At 38.8% G+C, this 18,599-nt stretch carries 20 protein-coding genes and 3 pseudogenes; 3 read left to right on the top strand and 20 right to left on the bottom strand.

The genetic code is table 11. The features are described from left to right. Positions 1 to 30: 30 nt before the first annotated feature. The 6 genes from JKM87_RS17145 to JKM87_RS17120 form a co-directional block, all read right to left on the bottom strand. Positions 31 to 762, bottom strand: coding sequence for a ThuA domain-containing protein (locus JKM87_RS17145; RefSeq protein WP_202081601.1), 732 nt, complete (start codon positions 760 to 762; stop codon positions 31 to 33). Next, positions 756 to 2,354, bottom strand: coding sequence for a response regulator transcription factor (locus tag JKM87_RS17140; RefSeq protein ID WP_202081600.1), 1,599 nt, complete (start codon positions 2,352 to 2,354; stop codon positions 756 to 758). The genes JKM87_RS17145 and JKM87_RS17140 overlap by 7 nt, the downstream gene beginning before the upstream one ends. After that, positions 2,335 to 4,116, bottom strand: coding sequence for a cache domain-containing sensor histidine kinase (locus JKM87_RS17135; protein WP_202081599.1), 1,782 nt, complete (start codon positions 4,114 to 4,116; stop codon positions 2,335 to 2,337). Before JKM87_RS17135 ends, JKM87_RS17140 begins: the two co-directional genes overlap by 20 nt. A 101-nt stretch (positions 4,117 to 4,217) precedes the next feature. After that, positions 4,218 to 5,492 carry an ABC transporter substrate-binding protein gene (locus JKM87_RS17130; RefSeq protein ID WP_336885200.1) on the bottom strand — a complete coding sequence of 425 codons (1,275 nt, stop codon included), beginning with the start codon at positions 5,490 to 5,492 and terminating at the stop codon, positions 4,218 to 4,220. Between the two features lie 192 nt (positions 5,493 to 5,684). Beyond that, complete coding sequence (locus JKM87_RS17125; RefSeq protein ID WP_202081597.1) at positions 5,685 to 6,512, bottom strand: carbohydrate ABC transporter permease; 828 nt, start codon at positions 6,510 to 6,512, stop codon at positions 5,685 to 5,687. Beyond that, positions 6,512 to 7,426 carry a carbohydrate ABC transporter permease gene (locus JKM87_RS17120; RefSeq protein ID WP_202081628.1) on the bottom strand — a complete coding sequence of 305 codons (915 nt, stop codon included), beginning with the start codon at positions 7,424 to 7,426 and terminating at the stop codon, positions 6,512 to 6,514. Before JKM87_RS17120 ends, JKM87_RS17125 begins: the two co-directional genes overlap by 1 nt. Before the next feature lie 232 nt (positions 7,427 to 7,658). Between JKM87_RS17120 and JKM87_RS17115 the strand changes: the two genes are divergently transcribed. Next, positions 7,659 to 8,540, top strand: coding sequence for an MBL fold metallo-hydrolase (locus tag JKM87_RS17115; RefSeq protein WP_202081596.1), 882 nt, complete (start codon positions 7,659 to 7,661; stop codon positions 8,538 to 8,540). Between the two features lie 12 nt (positions 8,541 to 8,552). On the opposite strand, the gene lepB is transcribed toward JKM87_RS17115, so the two are convergent. Further along, a complete protein-coding gene (gene lepB / locus JKM87_RS17110; RefSeq protein WP_202081595.1) occupies positions 8,553 to 9,170 on the bottom strand; it encodes a signal peptidase I in 618 nt (205 codons plus the stop codon). Positions 9,171 to 9,280: 110 nt separating this feature from the next. Beyond that, positions 9,281 to 9,844 carry a VanZ family protein gene (locus JKM87_RS17105; RefSeq protein ID WP_202081594.1) on the bottom strand — a complete coding sequence of 188 codons (564 nt, stop codon included), beginning with the start codon at positions 9,842 to 9,844 and terminating at the stop codon, positions 9,281 to 9,283. Positions 9,845 to 10,079: 235 nt separating this feature from the next. Between JKM87_RS17105 and JKM87_RS17100 the strand changes: the two are divergent. Continuing rightward, a pseudogene (locus tag JKM87_RS17100) lies at positions 10,080 to 10,464 on the top strand (transposase); the annotation flags it as partial. A gap of 80 nt (positions 10,465 to 10,544) precedes the next feature. Here JKM87_RS17100 and JKM87_RS17095 read toward each other — a convergent pair. The 12 genes and pseudogenes from JKM87_RS17095 to JKM87_RS17045 all read right to left on the bottom strand — a co-directional run bounded on the left by JKM87_RS17095 (position 10,545) and on the right by JKM87_RS17045 (position 18,445). Beyond that, positions 10,545 to 10,697: a hypothetical protein gene (locus JKM87_RS17095; protein ID WP_202081593.1), complete on the bottom strand. Its 153-nt coding sequence runs from the start codon at positions 10,695 to 10,697 to the stop codon at positions 10,545 to 10,547. 198 nt (positions 10,698 to 10,895) lie between these two features. After that, positions 10,896 to 11,264 (bottom strand): tetratricopeptide repeat protein, encoded by a 369-nt coding sequence (locus tag JKM87_RS17090; protein WP_202081592.1) that lies wholly within the window; start codon positions 11,262 to 11,264, stop codon positions 10,896 to 10,898. 19 nt (positions 11,265 to 11,283) lie between these two features. Next, positions 11,284 to 12,009 (bottom strand): hypothetical protein, encoded by a 726-nt coding sequence (locus JKM87_RS17085; RefSeq protein ID WP_202081591.1) that lies wholly within the window; start codon positions 12,007 to 12,009, stop codon positions 11,284 to 11,286. Positions 12,010 to 12,059: 50 nt separating this feature from the next. Then, a complete protein-coding gene (locus tag JKM87_RS17080) occupies positions 12,060 to 13,643 on the bottom strand; it encodes a hypothetical protein (protein ID WP_202081590.1) in 1,584 nt (527 codons plus the stop codon). A gap of 116 nt (positions 13,644 to 13,759) precedes the next feature. Continuing rightward, entirely contained in the window at positions 13,760 to 14,230 is a 471-nt protein-coding gene (locus JKM87_RS17075) for a hypothetical protein (RefSeq protein WP_202081589.1), read from the bottom strand. 58 nt (positions 14,231 to 14,288) lie between these two features. Beyond that, complete coding sequence (locus JKM87_RS17070) at positions 14,289 to 14,570, bottom strand: hypothetical protein (protein ID WP_202081588.1); 282 nt, start codon at positions 14,568 to 14,570, stop codon at positions 14,289 to 14,291. Positions 14,571 to 14,733: 163 nt separating this feature from the next. After that, the gene (locus tag JKM87_RS17065) at positions 14,734 to 14,901 is read right to left on the bottom strand and encodes a hypothetical protein (RefSeq protein WP_202081587.1); all 168 of its coding nucleotides are present in this window, start codon (positions 14,899 to 14,901) and stop codon (positions 14,734 to 14,736) included. Positions 14,902 to 15,269: 368 nt separating this feature from the next. Then, the gene (locus tag JKM87_RS17060) at positions 15,270 to 15,671 is read right to left on the bottom strand and encodes a hypothetical protein (protein WP_202081586.1); all 402 of its coding nucleotides are present in this window, start codon (positions 15,669 to 15,671) and stop codon (positions 15,270 to 15,272) included. A gap of 28 nt (positions 15,672 to 15,699) precedes the next feature. After that, positions 15,700 to 15,813 (bottom strand): annotated as a pseudogene (locus JKM87_RS18275) (IS4 family transposase); the annotation flags it as partial. A gap of 320 nt (positions 15,814 to 16,133) precedes the next feature. Further along, positions 16,134 to 16,949, bottom strand: coding sequence for a type 1 periplasmic-binding domain-containing protein (locus JKM87_RS17055; protein WP_202081585.1), 816 nt, complete (start codon positions 16,947 to 16,949; stop codon positions 16,134 to 16,136). Then, positions 16,950 to 17,375, bottom strand: coding sequence for a hypothetical protein (locus JKM87_RS17050; RefSeq protein WP_202081584.1), 426 nt, complete (start codon positions 17,373 to 17,375; stop codon positions 16,950 to 16,952). 248 nt (positions 17,376 to 17,623) lie between these two features. Continuing rightward, entirely contained in the window at positions 17,624 to 18,445 is an 822-nt protein-coding gene (locus JKM87_RS17045) for a recombinase family protein (RefSeq protein WP_202081583.1), read from the bottom strand. A 52-nt stretch (positions 18,446 to 18,497) separates the two neighbouring features. On the opposite strand from JKM87_RS17045, the pseudogene JKM87_RS18270 reads away from it, so the two are divergent. Continuing rightward, positions 18,498 to 18,599: pseudogene (locus JKM87_RS18270) on the top strand (transposase); the annotation flags it as partial.

Below are 18,599 nucleotides of genomic sequence, written 5' to 3'. Positions count from 1 at the left end.
GAATGTCTCCCTTTTAATGGTATGATCGCATTAATCTTGTTGCTTGACTTTAATGTGCTCAATCGGTTGAGCGTTGCCGTATACAGGTGCAGGGCGCTCAATTGGAGCTACCCACTGCACTGCATTTTGGATGATGCGTTGAACATCGGGTTGATGGTAAGTTGGGTAAGTTTCGTGTCCAGGTCGAAAATAGAAAATTTTACCTTGTCCTCGCTGGTATGTACACCCACTCCTAAATACTTCTCCCCCTTCAAACCAACTTAGGAATACCAGCTGATCGGGAGCAGGGATGTCAAAATGCTCGCCATACATCTCCTCTTTTTCCAATTCAATATACTCTCCGATGCCTTCCACAATGGGGTGACTGGGATCCACTACCCACACACGCTCAGTCTCATCCGCTTCCCGCCATTTCAGGTCACACGTTGTTCCCATCAGTGAGCGGAAGATTTTAGAGTGATGACCAGAATGTAACACGATGAGGCCCATCCCCTCTAGGACACGTTTCTTGATGTTCTCCACGATGAGATCGTCGACTTCGTCATGGGCGAGATGCCCCCACCATATCAGGACGTCTGTCTCTTGCAGGACTTGTTCAGAAAGTCCATGTGCTTCTTCATCTAGGGTAGCTGTTCTGGTCTTAAGTCCCTCATCTTGTAAAAAACCGGCGATGGCACCGTGGATACCATTGGGATATATGTCACGTACTTTAGGATTATTCTGTTCATGGCGATTTTCATTCCAAACGGTAATGTTTAACATTGATTCCCCTCCTGATTGTATTGATTTTGGTACGCCTTTGGGGTCATACCCTCCAATCTTTTAAAGACCTTTGAGAAATATTTGTCATTCTGATATCCGACTTTTTCAGCCACCTCATATATCTTGTAATGAGGGTTTTGGAGCAACACCTTTGCTTTTTCTACACGGAGACTGTTCACATAATCTGTCATGGTTTTGTGATAGACTTGTTTAAACTTCCTGGAAATATACTCTTTGCTCAAGAAGAATTGATCAGCTATGTCTTGTAGCTTGATATCCTTTTCATAATGCTGACGGATATACGCTTCAATGTCCTGGACGCATGTTCTTTCCTTATTGAAACCGCTATCAGAAAAACATACCATGAGACTATTAAACTCTTTTCTCTTTTCCTCTTGGAAAGCTTTAAAGGAGAAACGGCCATCAGCGTGCCAGTAGTCTGTCCCTCGATATAATCCGTCCTGCTCGCCTTGTTCACATTCCTTCAACCAATGCTCTTTGAGTATATCAAATTGTTTCTCCCACACACGAAGTTGCTCAAGTGAAAAGTATGATTGCTCAGAGAAAGTGGCAAAGATATCGTCTAGTATAGCATCTATTTGCTCCGTCCGACCACTTTGTATGGCCCATTTCATGTCATCAGCGTAATCAAGTAAATGGATTACCTCTTCTTCTGTCTTGCTAGTCGCGTTTTCATGAGACGACCATACACACGCTTTTGTGTGGTGTGCATCATCGAGTAGATTCGTTCTATACAAAGCATCCTTGGCTCCCTCATACGCATGATCTAAACGATGGACAGAGGGGCCAACACCAACATAACACTTGAGCATCAAGTTGCGATGGATGTTGTGTACCGCCTGACGTACGATGCTGTCTATATGACGCGGTTTAGCAAAGAAGAAAATCACTTCTCCTTCCACTCGATTGTGAGGAAAGGCGATTCCTGCAGTGAATGACCGTAAGACGTCGTTACATATAGAGAGCACTTTCTCGTAAGGCATTTCCTTTAGACCGTGCATGGGCTTTTGTTCTGCGAACGTTGTCAGAGACAACACCGCTAATTGGTAAAAAGATGGATCCACATTTAGGTCCTGTTCGCGTCTCAGTAAGTGTATGGTCTCCTCAGACAACCTTCGTCTACCTAACGCTTCTCTTAGCAAGCGATACAATTCGTCTGATGATGCGCTTTTCCTGTTATCTAGCTTATCCTTGTCGTCCAGCCTTTTGGCTTCAACGGCTTTTCTCAACGTTGTATTCAATTCATGCATATCGATCGGTTTGAGTAAATAATCAAAGCTACCACAGGTGATCGCATGTTTCGTATACTTGAAATCATCATAGCCACTGACCACGATGACTTTTGCCCCCATGTTAGCCTCATGTAGCCAGTTTAATAGGGCGACACCGTCTAGTTGGGGCATACGCATATCTGTAAATATAATATCAGGCCGATGCTCCTTGATAAGCTGAATCGCCCCGTGACCATCACAAGCTTCTAACACCTCTTGTATACCAACTGCGTCCCACTCGGCTAATAAGTGAAGTCCTTCCCGTACATGTTTTTCGTCATCAATGATGATGGCTTTCATATGTACCATCCTCCAATTTTAGCGGGAATGTCATGGTCACTCGGAAGCCTCCGACATCTGTATTTTCTAATATAAGTGACGCCTTATGAGTATAATAGAGTTGTAAGCGTGTATACACATTCTTCAACCCTATCCCTGTGTGTCTATGGCCGGAATGGGATGCCCCCTTTAAATCCTGTCGTATCATTTGAAGACGCTCTTCGGAAACACCGGTGCCATTATCCTCGATGCTAATTAAAATTGAGTCTCCCGTTTGGCGACAATGGATCTCTATTTTTGCAGGCTCTACACGCGTATCAAACCCGTGTTTAAAGTAGTTTTCTATGATCGGTTGAAGAATCATTTTAGGCACTTGAACATCAAGCATATCCTCATCGGCATCGATCACGTATGAGAGATCATCACCAAACCTTTGTTTTTGGAGAAGGAGATACGCTTTGGCCACCTCTACTTCTTTACTAAGTGGGACAATATGTTCCTCCGTGTTCATACTGTACCGCATAAGGTGAGAAAGATCTGTCAACGACTTATATATCTCTGGCACTTGGTTTTTGAGGGCTCTAGTCCCAATGGATTGAAGTGTATTGTATAGAAAGTGAGGATTAACTTGAGACTGCAAGACTTTCAATTGATTCGTCTTATTTTCTATTTCCAATTTGTATTCACGGTTAATCAAATCATGTATTTTTTCCACCATCCGCTTAAAACGGTGACCTAATATGCCAATCTCATCGTTCCCTAGTGAATGAAAGTCCACTTGCATTGTCCCTTGCTCCACCTGCCTAATGTTCTGTACGAGTACTCTAATAGGGTTTGTGATTCTAAAAGAAACGAGAAAGGTAGCCAAAATCACCAGTGCAAGTCCCACGACACCGAATAGAATATTAATAAGGGCCACACCATAAGCACTTTGATATAGTGTGTGATAAGGTATCCTTTTGACGAGCAACCATTGGCCCGCATAGTCTGTCACAGTATCATAGGCGATCACACCCCGAAATGTATCATCCTCCCACGTCATATGACCGCTCATGTTGTCTGTTTGCAGTAGCGTGGTAATCCAGGAGGATGTGGCCAAATCCTTGTCTGTCTCCTCAGAGTGATAAATAAAGTGTCCACCTGGTGTCAGTATATAGAATTCCTCTTCACCCTCATGGTACAGCCGTTGACTGAGTTCATTAATTTTTTTAATTTCAACCTCTAAGGTAATATAGGCCAGCACCTCTTCTAAAGGCGTATCTCGAAAAGCACGGTAGATGACAAAAGATTCATCATCCTCAAGGGGTTCCGTATACATATCTGAGGGAGCTTCCTTAGCCCGTAGATACTTTGTCATGGTCACTCTGTCTACCTGTTCCTCGTATACGAGTGTCGAGCGCTTGGAAACGGAGAATAACTCTCCATTCCGCACCATCCACATCGACGCTTTGTTAATATGGTCGTCACTGTATAGGAGCGAAAGCAACTCTCGATGAACAGCCCCTATAGACACGTAGTCTGACACCTTATGCTTGATTTTCAAATAATTCATAAAATCATGATTGTGATACAATGAGAGGTTAAAATGATTGAGATCTTTTAGATACGTTTCAATATTTTCTTTCCCTTGATAAAGCAAATTCATATTCTCTTGTATGGATTGTTCTGTTAAGGATTCTTTTGTATACATATAAGTGACGATAATAGCACTGCCAAAAGGTACGATGGTGATCACTAGGAGGAGGATAATCAGCTTATTTCTAATGCTCACAAACTTGAACAATGCGAATGCCTCCTAAAGAAACCTTATACCTCAAGTATAAATAGAAAGCACATCTAAGTATAGACATGCTTTCTGTCTTTTTTATGGAAAAGGATCAAGGATCACTCTTCCTTCAAGTTATCCCAAGTGGATTGAAAACTCTCCAGCACCTCATTATACGTGATTTGACCTGCTACATATTCTTGGATCGCTGCAGCAAAATCTTGACTCGCCCCGTCCGGCCACCTGAACCAAGTCCATGGTATCGTTCGTCCTTCTAGAGAGTAATCTTGAATTGAATCTCCAAGGTCACCTAATCCGGACGCTTCAATATGATCAAAAGCAGGGATGAAGGCAAATTCTTCTGTCATATAACGCTGGCCTATTTCTGATGAAGCCATCCAATCTAGTAATAGCTTCGCTTCTTCAATATGTTCAGCGTTTTTATTAATCACCCAATTGTTAGGCACACCTACGGGAAGACGGTTAGACTCTTCTTCGTCATTAATATGAATAGGTAAAAAAGCCATATTCATATCAGGATTGATCTCATAAATCATGTTTTCTGTCCAATTACCTTGCTGTAGCATGGCCGCTTCACCTGTGGCAAATAAAGTGACCTGTGTATTATAGTCCGTTGTCATGGGGTTAGAGTTGCCATAAGCGATCTCCATATCGATGACGTCCTTGAAATTCTCGAAATGTTCATTGCCAACAAATGTTTCAGTTCCTTCATTTAAACCTTCAATAAAGGCGTCGGTATCTTCTTGTTGCGCAAAAGGGATGTTGAGCAAGTGTTGTCCAATCACCCACCATTCACCATAGCCTGCAGCAAAAGGCGTGATGCCCGCCTCTTCTAACTTCTCTGCCGCCGCTTTTAGCTCAGACAACGTTGTAGGCGGTTCTTCTATACCCGCTTCAGCAAAAAGGTCTTTGTTATAAATAAACCCGTATCCCTCTAAATTAAGGGGCATTCCATAGATCTTACCATCCTCATCCGTCATCGGTGCTTTGGCTAGGGGCAGTACGTGCTCCACCCACGGCTCATCAGATAGGTCAGCTAAGTGTTCTTTCCACAATTGCAGTTCATTAAAGCCACCATTATTGAAAATATCCGGCGCTTCTTCTGAGGAAAACTTCGCTCTCAAGGCAGCTCCATAGTCCGCACCGCCTCCGACGGTTTCCATCTCGACTTTAATGTCAGGATGCTCTGCTTCAAATTCATCTAACATCGCTTGTAACTCATCTCTTATTTCAACTTTAAACTGGAAAAGGTTGAGTGTGACCACATCCTCATCTGTCCTTTCATTTGCTGACTCATCCGCTTCTTGAGCACATGCGGCCACAAATCCCACCACTAGTACCAACGTTAAACTCAGTGCAAACCATTTTTTCACAGCAAAAGACCTCCCTCTATAAAATAAGATTTTCTTCAAAATGCTTTGAATATCTAAGAATTTCATGACCTTTAAGCATTAGCTCCTTATAGTGAAAATCAAATATCAATTTTATGCTTTATCGCATGATGTTTGTAGCATCTGCTACAAAACTTGATCTTGTATCTTGTTGTTCATTGGCTTGTCATCTCATTATTTGATAGACCCCGACGTGATGCCCTGAATAATATGTCTTTGTAAGAATAAGAAGAACATGATAATCGGTGCGATCCCCAGGATGAGAGCGGCTAGGCCCATATCCCACTGCTTAGTGTACTGTGCAAAAAAGGAGCTTGTCGCTAATGGAATCGTCCTAAGAGACGTATCCTGTAAGACGAGTAATGGCAGTAAGTAATCGTTCCAAATCCAAAGCGTATTTAAAATGATCACTGTGACCGTTATCGGCTTCAGGAGTGGAAACACAATACGCCAAAAGATGCCAAACTGAGAACACCCATCAATATACGCCGACTCCTCTACCTCAACTGGTACTGACTTAACAAAGCCATGATATAGAAACAGTGAGAGAGGAACCCCAAAACCAAAATACATGATAATGATACCGGGAATACTATTAATCAATCCCAATGTTCCTCCAAGTTTCACGAGTGGAATCATCACCGCTTGAAAGGGCACGACCATAGCAGAGACAAATAATATGAACAGAAAGTTGCTGAGCTTACCCGGTGTTCTAACCATTTTCCAAGCGGCCATTGAACTTATGACGACAATGCCCATAATACTAAAAACGGTAATAATCAGAGAATTGAGAAAGGCAGTCGGAAAATCTAACACCTGCCATACTTCAACATAATTGCTCAGGAGCCACTCGCTTGGTAAAGCAGCTGCATCAACCAGTATCTCTGAAAAACTCTTAAAAGAGTTAACAACGACAAAGTAGAAGGGCACTAGAAAGATAATGGCTAAAAGAATCGTGAAAAGCTCTAGGACAAACGTTCTTTTGGTATATCTGTTGCGCATTATGCCTCCACCTCCCGTTTCTTTGTCATCATAACCTGTACGAGTGTAAAGATGGCGACTACGACGAAGAAAATGATTGATTTAGCTGTTCCTAACCCGTAATTGTTTTGAGTAAAAGCCTCTTGGTAAATGTTGATTGCGACAGACTGTGTAGAGTTAAATGGGCCGCCTCCAGTTAGAGAAAGGTTAAGATCAAAAATCTTAAAGGCCATTGAAATCGTTAAAAAGAAACAGATTGTAAATGCAGGAAGAATCAGTGGGATAATGATCTTGGTGAGCATATGAAAACCATTAGCGCCATCAATTTTTGCTGAGTCTAGCAAGGATTGATCGATGCCTTGTAATGCTGCAATATAAATGACCATCATATAGCCACTGATTTGCCATGAGAATACGATCACAATACCCCAAAAAGCAGTTTGCGCATCCCCTAGCCAGGGTTGCTGGAAGAATGAAAGATTCGTGATATCTCCCACGGCTGCAAAGCCTCTTACAAAGATAAACTGCCAGATAAAACCTAAAAGTAGTCCCCCTATGACATTGGGTAAAAAGAAAACGGTCCGCAAGATATTCTTTGTTTTCAGCGCTGCATCTAACATCAACGCTAAAGATAAACCGATCATGTTACTAATCACCACTGCAGCGAACATAAATTTAGTGGTAAAGACAAATGAGTTGAAGAAGCGCTCATCATCCGTGAAAATACGCTTGTAATTCTCCAATCCAACAAATTCTGTCACTGCACTTATGCCATTCCATGATGTGAAAGAGTAATACACACCCATCATGAATGGCACAATCTGAATCACTGCAAAGAATAATAGTGCCGGACCAACAAAGGTGGCGTAAGACAATATGTTCTTCACGATCCTATGACGACGCGAGAACGCCGCCCTTTGTGTATACGCTTTCATTTTATCTGTTTGTAGAGGTGTACTCACAACGCATCACCACCCTGTACCAACTTGGTTGATCTCATTATATTGAATCGATGGCTTTGCGAATAGTAACAAAATTGACACATTTGGTGTACAATATTGACATTTTATAAAAAGATTTTAGATTACACACATCTTAGGGCATAAAAATCATAACAAGATAACAAGATAAAAAAATAAAAACAGAACATAACGAAAGGAACATGACATGAAACAAGAAGAGCCGATCAATAAAGAGGAAGCTATCAATTACGGAGAAGATTATAGGTTTATACCTGCGTCATCCATTGAAAATGGTGAGATCACCGAAGTTGCACCTGATGTGCTAAGCTTAACGGTACAAATCGTTAATCTGTGTTTTATTGGTGATCAGCGAACGAATGACTTTATTATCGTAGATGCAGGTATGCCTCAATCAGCTGAGCATATCATCCAAGTTGCAGAAGCACGCTTCGGTCAAAGTGCTCGTCCTAAAGCCATCCTTCTCACGCACGGACATTTCGACCACGTGGGTGCGATTGTGGACCTTATCAAACACTGGGACGTTCAAGTTTACGCTCATCCTTTGGAATGTCCATACCTTTCAGGTGAAAAGAGCTACCCAGAACCAGACCCGAGTGTAGATGGTGGACTGGTGGCCAAGGTATCCCGACTATTCCCCAATAAACCCGTTAATTTAGGGGCATACCTTAGACCTTTACCTGATGACCACACGCTCCCCGAGTTACCAGACTGGCAATGGGTCCATACGCCTGGTCACACGCCTGGCCATGTGTCGTACTTCAGGCAAAACGATGGTGTGTTAATTGCCGGAGATGCTTTTGTCACCGTCAAGCAGGAGTCATTATATCATGTACTGACACAGGATAAGACGATAAGCGGACCGCCCAAGTACTTTACAACGGACTGGCCAGCCGCTTGGGATTCGGTTACGAAACTTCAAGCACTGAATCCAAAAACGGCCATTACGGGTCATGGTTTGCCTATGTCAGGTCAGGAATTAACTGAGAACCTAAGTAAGCTGGTAAAAAAATTCGACCGTATTGCGATACCACAACACGGTCGATATGTGAATCATGACGAACACTAATGGCTACATAGATTAATGATAATATTTAAATCGGTCAAACGGGAAGAATCTTAGGACGACTTTGCCTAATACATTTTGCATCGGTACGGGGCCTATCTCTCTACTGTCTTTGCTATTGTTCCTGTTGTCGCCCATGACATATACATGATTTGCCGGCACTTCTATCGTTTCAAATGGGGTGATCATATCCTCTTTGATATAGTCCTCATTGAGCTCATGGCCGTTACGGTAGATTTTACCGTCTTTGTACTCCAAAGTGTCTCCAGGCTTTCCAATGATGCGCTTAATCCAGAATTCTTGATCATCATTTTGTTGAATTAATCGTACAATAGGACTGTCTATAAAGTCATCCATCACCGTTCTTTCATAATCAACACGGTGATCTATGACAACAATATCGTAGTAATCTGGTCTCTCTCCTAATAGGAACGGTGTCTTGAATATCAGAACACGATCGCCTGGCTCCTCAGCAAACAATTCTTGCCCTTGAAAGGTCGGCTCCATTGAACTTCCTACTACGGTGTAGGGTTGGACCAGGAAGACACTGATAAGAAATGTGACAATAATAGCAAATATAATCGCTTTACTCCAATCCAATATTTCATTGAAAACTCTTTTTATGAATGACAATGTCGTTCCACTCCTTTGAATGTACTATATATTTTACCTTGTGGACTGGAGACAATCAATAATAACAATGACAAACGAATGATGATTTGGCCTAAGGACTGGTCAAACCGTTATTCTCCGTGTTGCTTCCACTCTATATCATCACTTTCGACGAGTTGCTTGATGGTTTTTAAATGATCTGTGCCGTTTACGATTTTATACCGATTAAGGTGTTGCTCATCTATGTTTATGTGTAATTTATTCGTCCGGTAGAAATGATGTTTCTCCTCATTTGTAACGGTAAAAACGAGTGCATATTTTTTATAGAATGAATAGTTCTCTGGGTCGTTTTTCAGTTCTAAGCCTGATAGGTCATCTAGAATACGCGCGATGACATCTGTATCTTCTATCGTCGTCCTCGTCCTCACTTCCCGCTCAGGCTTATGATTTGTGAGGTCGTTGATGAAGATCGTCACACTTTCAACCATCGTATCCTCATTCAGACTATCAGCATAGACGTCCTCAAACGTCGTATAATTCGCCTTGACAATAAACAAAGCGGTAACTATTAAAAAAAGGGTTAAGGCAAAATAAAAATGTGTTTTCTTTTTAAAGATCAACCTAAGGAAGAAAATGACAGGCAAGATGAGTAAAACGTTAAAAACTTTCCAAGAAAGGTCAAAGATGATATCCATGGTAACCCCCATTTTCGTATGCTGAACCACGTGAAATATTTGGGCAAGGTGTAGTGCTTCTCACAGTCATATTAGCATAACATTATAATGTTCGACCATTTATTTTTAATTTTGACTATAAATTGACACGAACTAGATGACGTAAAATATTTTGTGTAAGCATCTTTTCAATAAAAAATAGGTAGGGTATCCTCGGGATTGTGCAGATTCCATAAGAGAGGAGTAGTCCCTACCTATGTCATCGAGTATAAACAATTCCGAGATTAAAAATCAACTAGAAAAAGTCTTAAAATCTTTAGTTCAAGAAAAACTTGAACTCATCATGAAAGAAGAATTAGAAAACTACTTGAAAGTTGAAAGACCCGAACTTGCAAACAGCAAAAACGGATTCTATAACCGGTCACTGGACACAAGGTATGGCAAGATCGAAGATCTGTCCATCCCGAGAGACCGACAAGGTGAATTTCAAACTCAACTGTTTGCTCCTTATCAACGTCGTGATGGTTGGCTCGAAGAAGCCATTATCAAAATGTATCAAAGTGGTATGAGTACCCGTGAAGTTGGCAAATTTATTGAGCGTATTCTCGGTTCTTCTTATTCTGCCACCACGATCAGCAAACAGATTAATTCTAAAATGCAACCAATATACAAAAAGAAAAGGAAGCATTGGAGAGAATCATGTTCTCACCTTGCTTCCTTATTATATGTTCATGTATTTTGTTTTGAGTAATCGTTGAACTAACTTTTCCACGTTCAATTCTCCATACACTTTTACCGTTCCCACACCTTCAACTTTATGTTCTTCAAATTGTTCTTTTCCGTTCGTGTATTCCTCAATGATAGTCTTCTCCATGTGTCTCCTCCTCCATACAATTTATGAGGACTTGAGATTGTCCTATTCGGAGTAACAACATTGAGAAGAATGTGTGACGTATCAAAGTAATATTAGAAGTCCTAGGAAAATAACTATCTCAAAATAAAAGTGAACAAAAAAAAGAAGAGGTTTTTCTACAATCTGAGAGGAACCAAAGCGGTTCCTCAAAATTTATTGTCATACTTTTTCCTTCACGTCTTCAAGTCTCTTTTTAAAGCGATCCAACTTCGGTTGTCGATCCGCTCTTTGTTTATTTACTTTTTTCTCGAATACATTTATTGCTTTCTCTAATACCTCTATCTCCTTGTCATACGCTTTTTCTTTTCTAAACATTATTGCAAGTCGATCATAAGGGTGGTTTCCTTCAAACCCTTCATTGACGTTCTGGAGATACAATTCTTTTGCTTCATCAATCTTGCCTTGACTCTCCAACTCTTTTCCTTTGAGGTTTCTATCCACTTGAGTATCAAAGTTTGATTCTTTCTTTGGTGTGTTTTGTTTTTTACTCTCATTATTACTCTTGATCCCGAATAGTTTCCTTAACATGAATACAACAACGCCTGTCCTACCTTAATTGTTTAGATTTCACCCAAAGTTCACCAAAGTCATAATTACTGCGTGGATCATGTTCTATTTCAATCAATTTTTCTCTTACATTCACCAATGCCTTTTCAATAAGATTGTTAAAGAATTGGACTGGATAAGAGATTTTCCACACTTCCCATTGCCCGTCTTTTTCTAACATTGTGAAATGAACATAATGAGGATAGTCAGTATGGTCAAACAATTCTTGAGAACCAATTGATCTTGCTTCATGGACTAAACTATTTCGATATTTCCACAAGAGGTTTACATGAGTAAGGTTGTGTATATCCACACCATTGATTGTTGTGACTCCTTTTGGCATAAGTGCTTTAATTTCTTCAACAGTTGAGTCACAACTAAATGGAGCTGGACTTGCAGGAGGGTACTCTTGTATTCCATTGAGTACGTGTATCTTTAAATTACGAAATTCTTGAGACGGTTGTCCTTCCTTGAAAACTAAAAATAATTGTTGAAGACTTACTCTTTCTGCGTCTTCCCACTCACAAAACTCCAAGATGAATTTTTTGAATCTATCTGTATTACGGTATTTATCACCATAAACTCCATTGGAGATTGTCTCTAATAGACTAAAGAGCAAGGTCTTTTGGTGATTCTTCAAGAACTTTTCTCCTTGAAGTTGGTTTATTGAATCCTGAATTTCCTTCATTGCTTGAATGTAAGAGTCAATGTCTTCTAATAGTTTCATTTGTAACCTCCATTTGTGCTTAGAAAAAGTTCCTCCAACTTTGGAAGAACTCACATAAATAAATTGAATATTGGTGAAAGGGAATCCTTAATTTCTTGCTGATTCTCTGAACTTAATTGTAAATACAATGAAGTTGCAGCAATAAAAGTCGCTAAAATTGACAGTATAACTGTGAAGATTGTGAGCCAAAACGTTCTTTTTCGTAATGAATTATTTGTTTTAATTTCTAGTAATCTAACAGTATCATCAATTATTTGAACAAAGTTCTTTGACAGTGAATCTGTTCTCTCAATCAAATAACTGGTATTGTCAACAATCATTTCTCCCCACGGCTTGTTGTGAAACCTTGGTCTTGCTGGCTCAAAATTTCTAAGACCGCTCAAGATTTCTGCCTTCATCCAATCAAATTCACTTTCTCCCATTTCATTTTTAAAGCGTTTAAGTATTTGAAGATTTTGTTCAAGTTCATATCTAATATTTATCAACTTTTTGTATTTTGGTTTAGCTTTCTTTATTGACTTAAAAGTGCTTGTTTGTTGTTCAGCAATTTTCTTACTCAATCCAAGAGTGTAATTTCTCATAACTAGCATAGGAAGTAAATTCAGTGCAAGTTCTTCTACAAAGAAGACCATCTGGGAATCAATAGAATTATATAATTCTTTTTTGGGAACTATTTCATTACAAGTAAGTTTTACAGAGCTATCTAATAGATAGTCATTTTCGTTAGCAAATAATTGCCAATGTCCTTCTTTGGATATCTCATGATAATGAGAATCTCTCATTCCGATTGAATCCCAAAATTGATTTATATCTTCATCCTCCCCATATTTATATTTACAAGACATTTCACTTATCTTGTAAACCTCTATGCTTGGAGGGATCAACTTATTATCATAGAAATATAAGTCAAAATATTTATTGATTTCCTTTAAAGTTCTCCATTTTAACTCCAACAATAAATCCTCAACCATTTTTTCCTTAGCCATAGTATTTGAAGGAGTTCTTGATCCCCAATGAGTTAAGAATTGCTTTAATTTTGGAGTAAGAATTTTTTCCTCTTCTACATTTCTATCTATGAGTTCCTTGTACGCCTTTTTATAGTTATCTGATGGTTCAATAACAAATTCAATGATAACTGAAGAAGAAGAGATTTGAGTCCCATTGACACGTATTTGCTTTACATAATTATTTAATTCACTCTTTTCATCTATTACAAGATTACCAAACAAACTCCAACGACTACCATGTATACTCTGTTTTACTTCACGACAAAAATCATCTATTCGGGAAATTTCATTTGTATACCACTTTGGCTTAAATACTTTAAATAATCTCTTCAAACCTTTATTTAGCTTGTCAATATTTTCAATAGGGATATATTCTGCAACTCTCATGGATAACAAATTTACTTGTACGTCTTTTGGTATATCATTAGTTCTAAATCTTCTTTTTTGATATTCTAGATCAATTCTCACTCTGTTTAAAGATTGGGGAATGAATCTTCTCTTGGCATTCCAATCATCTTTAAGTGGAATCTTGTTTATCCAAGGAATAACAATCCTTGTGAATTTCTTTTGTGCCTCTTCTTTTAGTGTGAACCGCTTTTTACTGTATGGATTCTTTATCTTTATCATTTCTGATCCCCTTAAAATATAGGTGTTCTTATAAGTTTCGACAAAATACTCCATTTTCCTTTTTTATCCACAAAAAAGTCCTCTCAAAAGAGAGAACCTGTTTATTGTGATAAATTTCAGTATAAGTCCAGTATAGGAACCGTTGTTTCATGAGGAATATTATCCTTGTAATACTTGAGTGTTTTTCTACATGCAATAGGCCTGTAACCTATACAAGAAGGAATGTGTGAAAGTGGATAACCTTCCATGAAATATTGAAGGGAACGTTTTGCAATGTAACAAAGTGAATCATCCTCACTCAATTCCTTGTAATTGTCTCGGTCAGCCACAAAGGTTTCCTTATCCACTTTATTGAAATCCGCTCTTAAAATAGAAGCAAACTCCTCAATACCTATTCCCTCCAACAAATCAAAGGAGTAATGAAGGGTTGCTTGTTTATTGCATTTGTCCAACAACGTGAATGAATAGGTTCCGTTCTGGTCTCGGTCAATCTCAAGAATGTCCACCGTATTCCCTCTCCCATTATTAAGTGTCTTGAACAACTCCAACTCCAAATTTTTATAAGTATATGAAACAATATTTTTCAAATGAAATTCCTCCTTCAATAGATTAAAAAAGAGGAGAACCAATGAAGGTTCCCCGTGCTTAATATCCCATAATTTCAATTGTGATCTTTTCACTACATGGTTCACGGTTCCGAACTTTTAAGGAAAGGTTCTCCCTTACAAAAACAGGCCTATCAAATATAAACAAGTCCCGTGAAGGGTTCACATTCTTGAATTTCCCGTTTATGTGAAGCATAGAAAATTCCGTGTGAAGCCTTCCTTCTCTCTTGATGACCTTTATTTTCATTGGTCTTGGAAGTGGTAATTCCACAATAGAATGTTCATTGGGTTTCACCACAATTTCAAAAATATGACTTCTCATTTTATAAACTCCTTTGTTTGCGTGATAATACAAAGTCAAAAACAATTTTGTTTTGACGTGAAGAATTTACGATCATTAGTAATTGGCAAACTAATAAAAGTAACATGAATGACTCTCCTTTCATTTTCTCTATTGGCTTGAGAACCAACGCAAAAAAGACTCCCTATTCAAGAGAGTCAATATCCATATCAATGACTTGCTTTCTTGCTTTCTCAAGGTCATACAGGTCATTATCTTGTTTAACGGTCATGTCAAGTTCGTTCTTGAAGACTCCTCTTGCTTTCAGTTGAACGGTGTGAGCGACTTGTGGACACCCATTGTGGTAACACAATCTGTTCCCAATTGATTTTCAAGAATGATGACCGTCCTCAATGAAATAAACATTCCTATAATGTGAGTGACAATCTTGACAAGACCGTGAAAGACAAATTGACTTCAATGGAGATCAACCTTGAGGAGGTCTTGGAGTTAGCACGAAAGAGAGGAATGTTGTAATGAAACAAGAGCTGAAAATATTGTCCGACTTCATGACAATGTATCAAAATTGTAAGTCCGACCAGAGTGACATCAGTTGACTACGTTTAAGGTGCTCCTCTTGCTCGTTTATTTTTTCGGAACTTAATTCTCCCAAACCACTTATTATTCACTTCTGAATACTTAATAGAATCTCAACAAACACCAATAGTGCAGAGTCGGAGCTTATATATTCCATACGGGCAGATGACCCAGCATAGGAGCATATCCGACCTCCACCTCATGGATACGCAGGACGAAGGAATGTATGGACCATAATCCGGTGAGATATGGGAGGGTGAGCGACCGTGAGTTTGCCAATTCCTTCTTTATATCTTCATATTTGTCTTCCATTACTTCAAAAGGGTCTAAAACTTCAAGAAACAACTTTGCTAGCAGTGATGTATCTACTTCATTATTCTTTCGAGATAGTTGCGAAGCACTAATGGAATCAAGCCCAAGCTCAACTTGAAAGTCTTCGTCAAGCAAGCCATCGGAGATGGCTCCCAAACTTTCTTTTCCATGCAACTGAGCATGAATATCGCAAATCACACCGTCAACTCTCATTGTTGGAATTGACGTTGCCAAAGATAAACATGTGGCGCGTGCCCAGGGACTGCTCTGCATTTGTCTCTAGCTGAACAAGTACTAATAAACAATACGTGATGAGTGCTATGTAGATCTGGTTTTGTACAGCCGTTTCACTCATGCCATAGAACGTTTTGTCATTCTCAAAGAATTGTGTAAGGTGTTTACACAATATGCGTTCTCAACTGTGTTTACATTCAATGAATGTCACAAGTCATTCTTAATGTTGATATATAGAATAAAAACAAGGTTGAACAAGGAAATGAACTGTATATGTGTTTGCTTCGCAAACGACTTCAAAGAAGTCACAAACTACATGATTAATACTAGAAAGAAAACATGAGTCATTACATGAGTTTCTATTTATGTATCTCTACATGATTAATACATGTAGAACAATGGAACAACACAAGGTTTTCAATATTTGTTTAGAACAAAAAAAGAACCGCCATGATTAGACGGTTACACAAATGATTGAATTAAATTTAAAAGTTGATCACCTAAGGTGTAAACAGCGGTTCCAGTCGTTGCAATTTCCTTTACATTCTTAACTTGTTCAATTGCAGTTTTAAGGATAAACTTTTTCGGCTTCTCACTCTCAACTTCTTGAACTGCAGCTTCAACTATTTCCACTGTGTCTTCTTTATCTTGAGCGGGAACAGACGTATCTTCCATTAATGCTTGAGCAAACTTTTGAGCAATGTCCTTTAGTTCTTCAAGCTTGGTCTCATTGTAAGTCTGATTAGCACTAATTTGAGCATGTCCTTCCGCATGGTTTATTTGTCCTCTAAAGTCCCTAATGTTAAATTGTGTTCCCGATTTCCTATCTAATCCCATATCAATTGCCATCTCCTCTAAATAAGATACAATGTGATCAATTAGTGGTTTTACCACTTGGTGATTAAATTTATCTACCGCTTCCTGAAATTTTCTTCCGTCATTATATCCCATTGATATACCTACATAATCAATGTCGTTTTCTTGGATATGTTTTAGAAGTTGGTAAATGAAAGCAATTTCTTCAGATTCTCGAACGGGCAATTTGAATTTATCATTATATCCCCTTCGTCGAATTAAATCTTCAATATCAAATTGTTCTACATTATTTTCTTGAATAAATTCATATATTACGGGACTCTCTTCAATAAAGAGTAAAAATCTTTCCAAATTGTCATTCGCTTCACGGAAATGTGACCTTATAAACCTACTTGCCAATCTTCGGAAACTTACCGATAACTTTCTACATTCTTTTTCATCTAATTTAAACTCTTGTTCCATTTAATTCACCCCACAAAAAGGACAATAGACGTTAGCGATCTTTTGATTCATTTTTACTTTAATGGTCTTGTCGCAACAATCTAATTCAATTTCTTCCAAATCTTCATCTTCTATTAAAAACTTTGGCTTTTCTTCTTTCGGCTTTTTCCCTTCAAAAGTAAGACCAGAACCTTTTGTTCCATTCTTGAAAACATTGTAGATTTCTTGTTCCATATAATTGCGTGCTATCGTTTGAGCATGTTCAATAACTTCTTCTGGGTAGAAATCTGAACACTCAGCTATTAAACCACAAGAAGGACAAAACAATTCGATTGTGTCATCATCTTCAAAGTCCTCTGCAGTAATTTTGAATCGCTCCTTGCAATGTGGACATTGTAACGAAAAGTACCCTTCACTATCTGTTGGAATAGAAATCTCGAAATCCATTGTCACACCCCCATATAGTAACTTTAAATATAACACACAATTGTAATAATTTGGAGTTTTAGACATAACCAAAAAAGGACTCAAGTAGAATCAACTCAAGTCCTTCATGATAATATTCAATTCCATTTCCTTATCTGTTTTTGTGTAAATGATTGTCTCCACAAATTCTTGAAGAATCATGTTGGCTTCTCTTTCCTCCATGTCATCTCCATTGCTCAAGAACAGTTTCATTCGATCCAATTTTTCTTTTAAGAGCTAAACTTGTGCTTTCCTAACTTGAGAGGAACAGGCCTTGAGTTACGTTGTTTTTTGATCCTTTGGACTTCATCATAATCCTCTTGAGAAACCAATGCTTCATGTGTATTTTCAACAAGAATTTGTTCTTCTTCTCTTGTTTTCTCCACGACTCTTTTTCCATTCACTTTCTTTTGTGTGGTTCGTCCATAAAGGGAGTGACCAGCGTAAACAATATTACTCAACATTCTTGTTACACCCGCAGGAGTCCATACCATTCCAACACTAGTTGTGACTCCTTCACGGTCAAAGTCGTATGCAATATCTTTTGTGGATTTTCCTCCAATGTATTCTTGGAACATTCTTTGGATCGTATGAGCGTCCTCACTTGGTTCTAAACGTTTTGTATCACGATTATATTTGTAACCAATGGGAGCCTTTTTACCAAGCCAATTCCCGTCCTTTGCGGATTGCCTTGTCCCACGTACAAGTCTTCTTTTGATTGTCTTGTACTCTTGTTTCGAGAGAACACTTTGAACGTCACTAATGAAATCATCATCATCTTTTGAGAAGTCATATGTTTTACTTGGTGTGATTGTTATTACTCCACTGTTCACAATAATTTCTTTAATTTGTCCAAAGTGAACCGTATTCCTTGAAAGTCGGTCAAGGTCAGCAATTACAATCCCGTCATACATGAACGCTCTAATATTCTCCAACATTTCTTGTAATTGTGGACGGTCATATTCTTGTGAAGAACCAACTTCTTTAAACAATTCATATTCCCATTGATTTTTCTCACAAAGGTCAATTAGAACTGCTTGTTGACGGTTCAATGTATCTTCCGTTTCTTATTCACGAGACTTACGGACATAAAACCAAAAAGAAACGGTTTGTAACATCACCGATGTTGCGATGAAAGATATTCAAGCTTGGCAACAACGCCAACTGAAACAGCGCTATTCTGTACTATACCTAGACGGTATGTAT

The organism is Caldalkalibacillus salinus, assembly GCF_016745835.1.
In the GTDB taxonomy this organism is placed as follows: domain Bacteria; phylum Bacillota; class Bacilli; order Caldalkalibacillales; family JCM-10596; genus Caldalkalibacillus_A; species Caldalkalibacillus_A salinus.
The sequence above is the reverse complement of the archived record's forward strand: the minus strand, read 5'-3'. Positions and strand labels throughout refer to the sequence as shown.

What these genes read in the sequence shown, in the direction of transcription:
- JKM87_RS17145 (WP_202081601.1), bottom strand. Translation starts at nt 762, where the DNA reads ATGTTAAACATTACCGTTTGGAATGAAAATCGCCATGAACAGAATAAT.
- JKM87_RS17140 (WP_202081600.1), bottom strand. Translation starts at nt 2,354, where the DNA reads ATGAAAGCCATCATCATTGATGACGAAAAACATGTACGGGAAGGACTT.
- JKM87_RS17125 (WP_202081597.1), bottom strand. Translation starts at nt 6,512, where the DNA reads ATGCGCAACAGATATACCAAAAGAACGTTTGTCCTAGAGCTTTTCACG.
- JKM87_RS17120 (WP_202081628.1), bottom strand. Translation starts at nt 7,426, where the DNA reads ATGAAAGCGTATACACAAAGGGCGGCGTTCTCGCGTCGTCATAGGATC.
- JKM87_RS17115 (WP_202081596.1), top strand. Translation starts at nt 7,659, where the DNA reads ATGAAACAAGAAGAGCCGATCAATAAAGAGGAAGCTATCAATTACGGA.
- JKM87_RS17105 (WP_202081594.1), bottom strand. Translation starts at nt 9,844, where the DNA reads ATGGATATCATCTTTGACCTTTCTTGGAAAGTTTTTAACGTTTTACTC.
- JKM87_RS17095 (WP_202081593.1), bottom strand. Translation starts at nt 10,697, where the DNA reads ATGGAGAAGACTATCATTGAGGAATACACGAACGGAAAAGAACAATTT.
- JKM87_RS17090 (WP_202081592.1), bottom strand. Translation starts at nt 11,264, where the DNA reads ATGTTAAGGAAACTATTCGGGATCAAGAGTAATAATGAGAGTAAAAAA.
- JKM87_RS17085 (WP_202081591.1), bottom strand. Translation starts at nt 12,009, where the DNA reads ATGAAACTATTAGAAGACATTGACTCTTACATTCAAGCAATGAAGGAA.
- JKM87_RS17080 (WP_202081590.1), bottom strand. Translation starts at nt 13,643, where the DNA reads ATGATAAAGATAAAGAATCCATACAGTAAAAAGCGGTTCACACTAAAA.
- JKM87_RS17070 (WP_202081588.1), bottom strand. Translation starts at nt 14,570, where the DNA reads ATGAGAAGTCATATTTTTGAAATTGTGGTGAAACCCAATGAACATTCT.
- JKM87_RS17055 (WP_202081585.1), bottom strand. Translation starts at nt 16,949, where the DNA reads ATGGAACAAGAGTTTAAATTAGATGAAAAAGAATGTAGAAAGTTATCG.
- JKM87_RS17050 (WP_202081584.1), bottom strand. Translation starts at nt 17,375, where the DNA reads ATGGATTTCGAGATTTCTATTCCAACAGATAGTGAAGGGTACTTTTCG.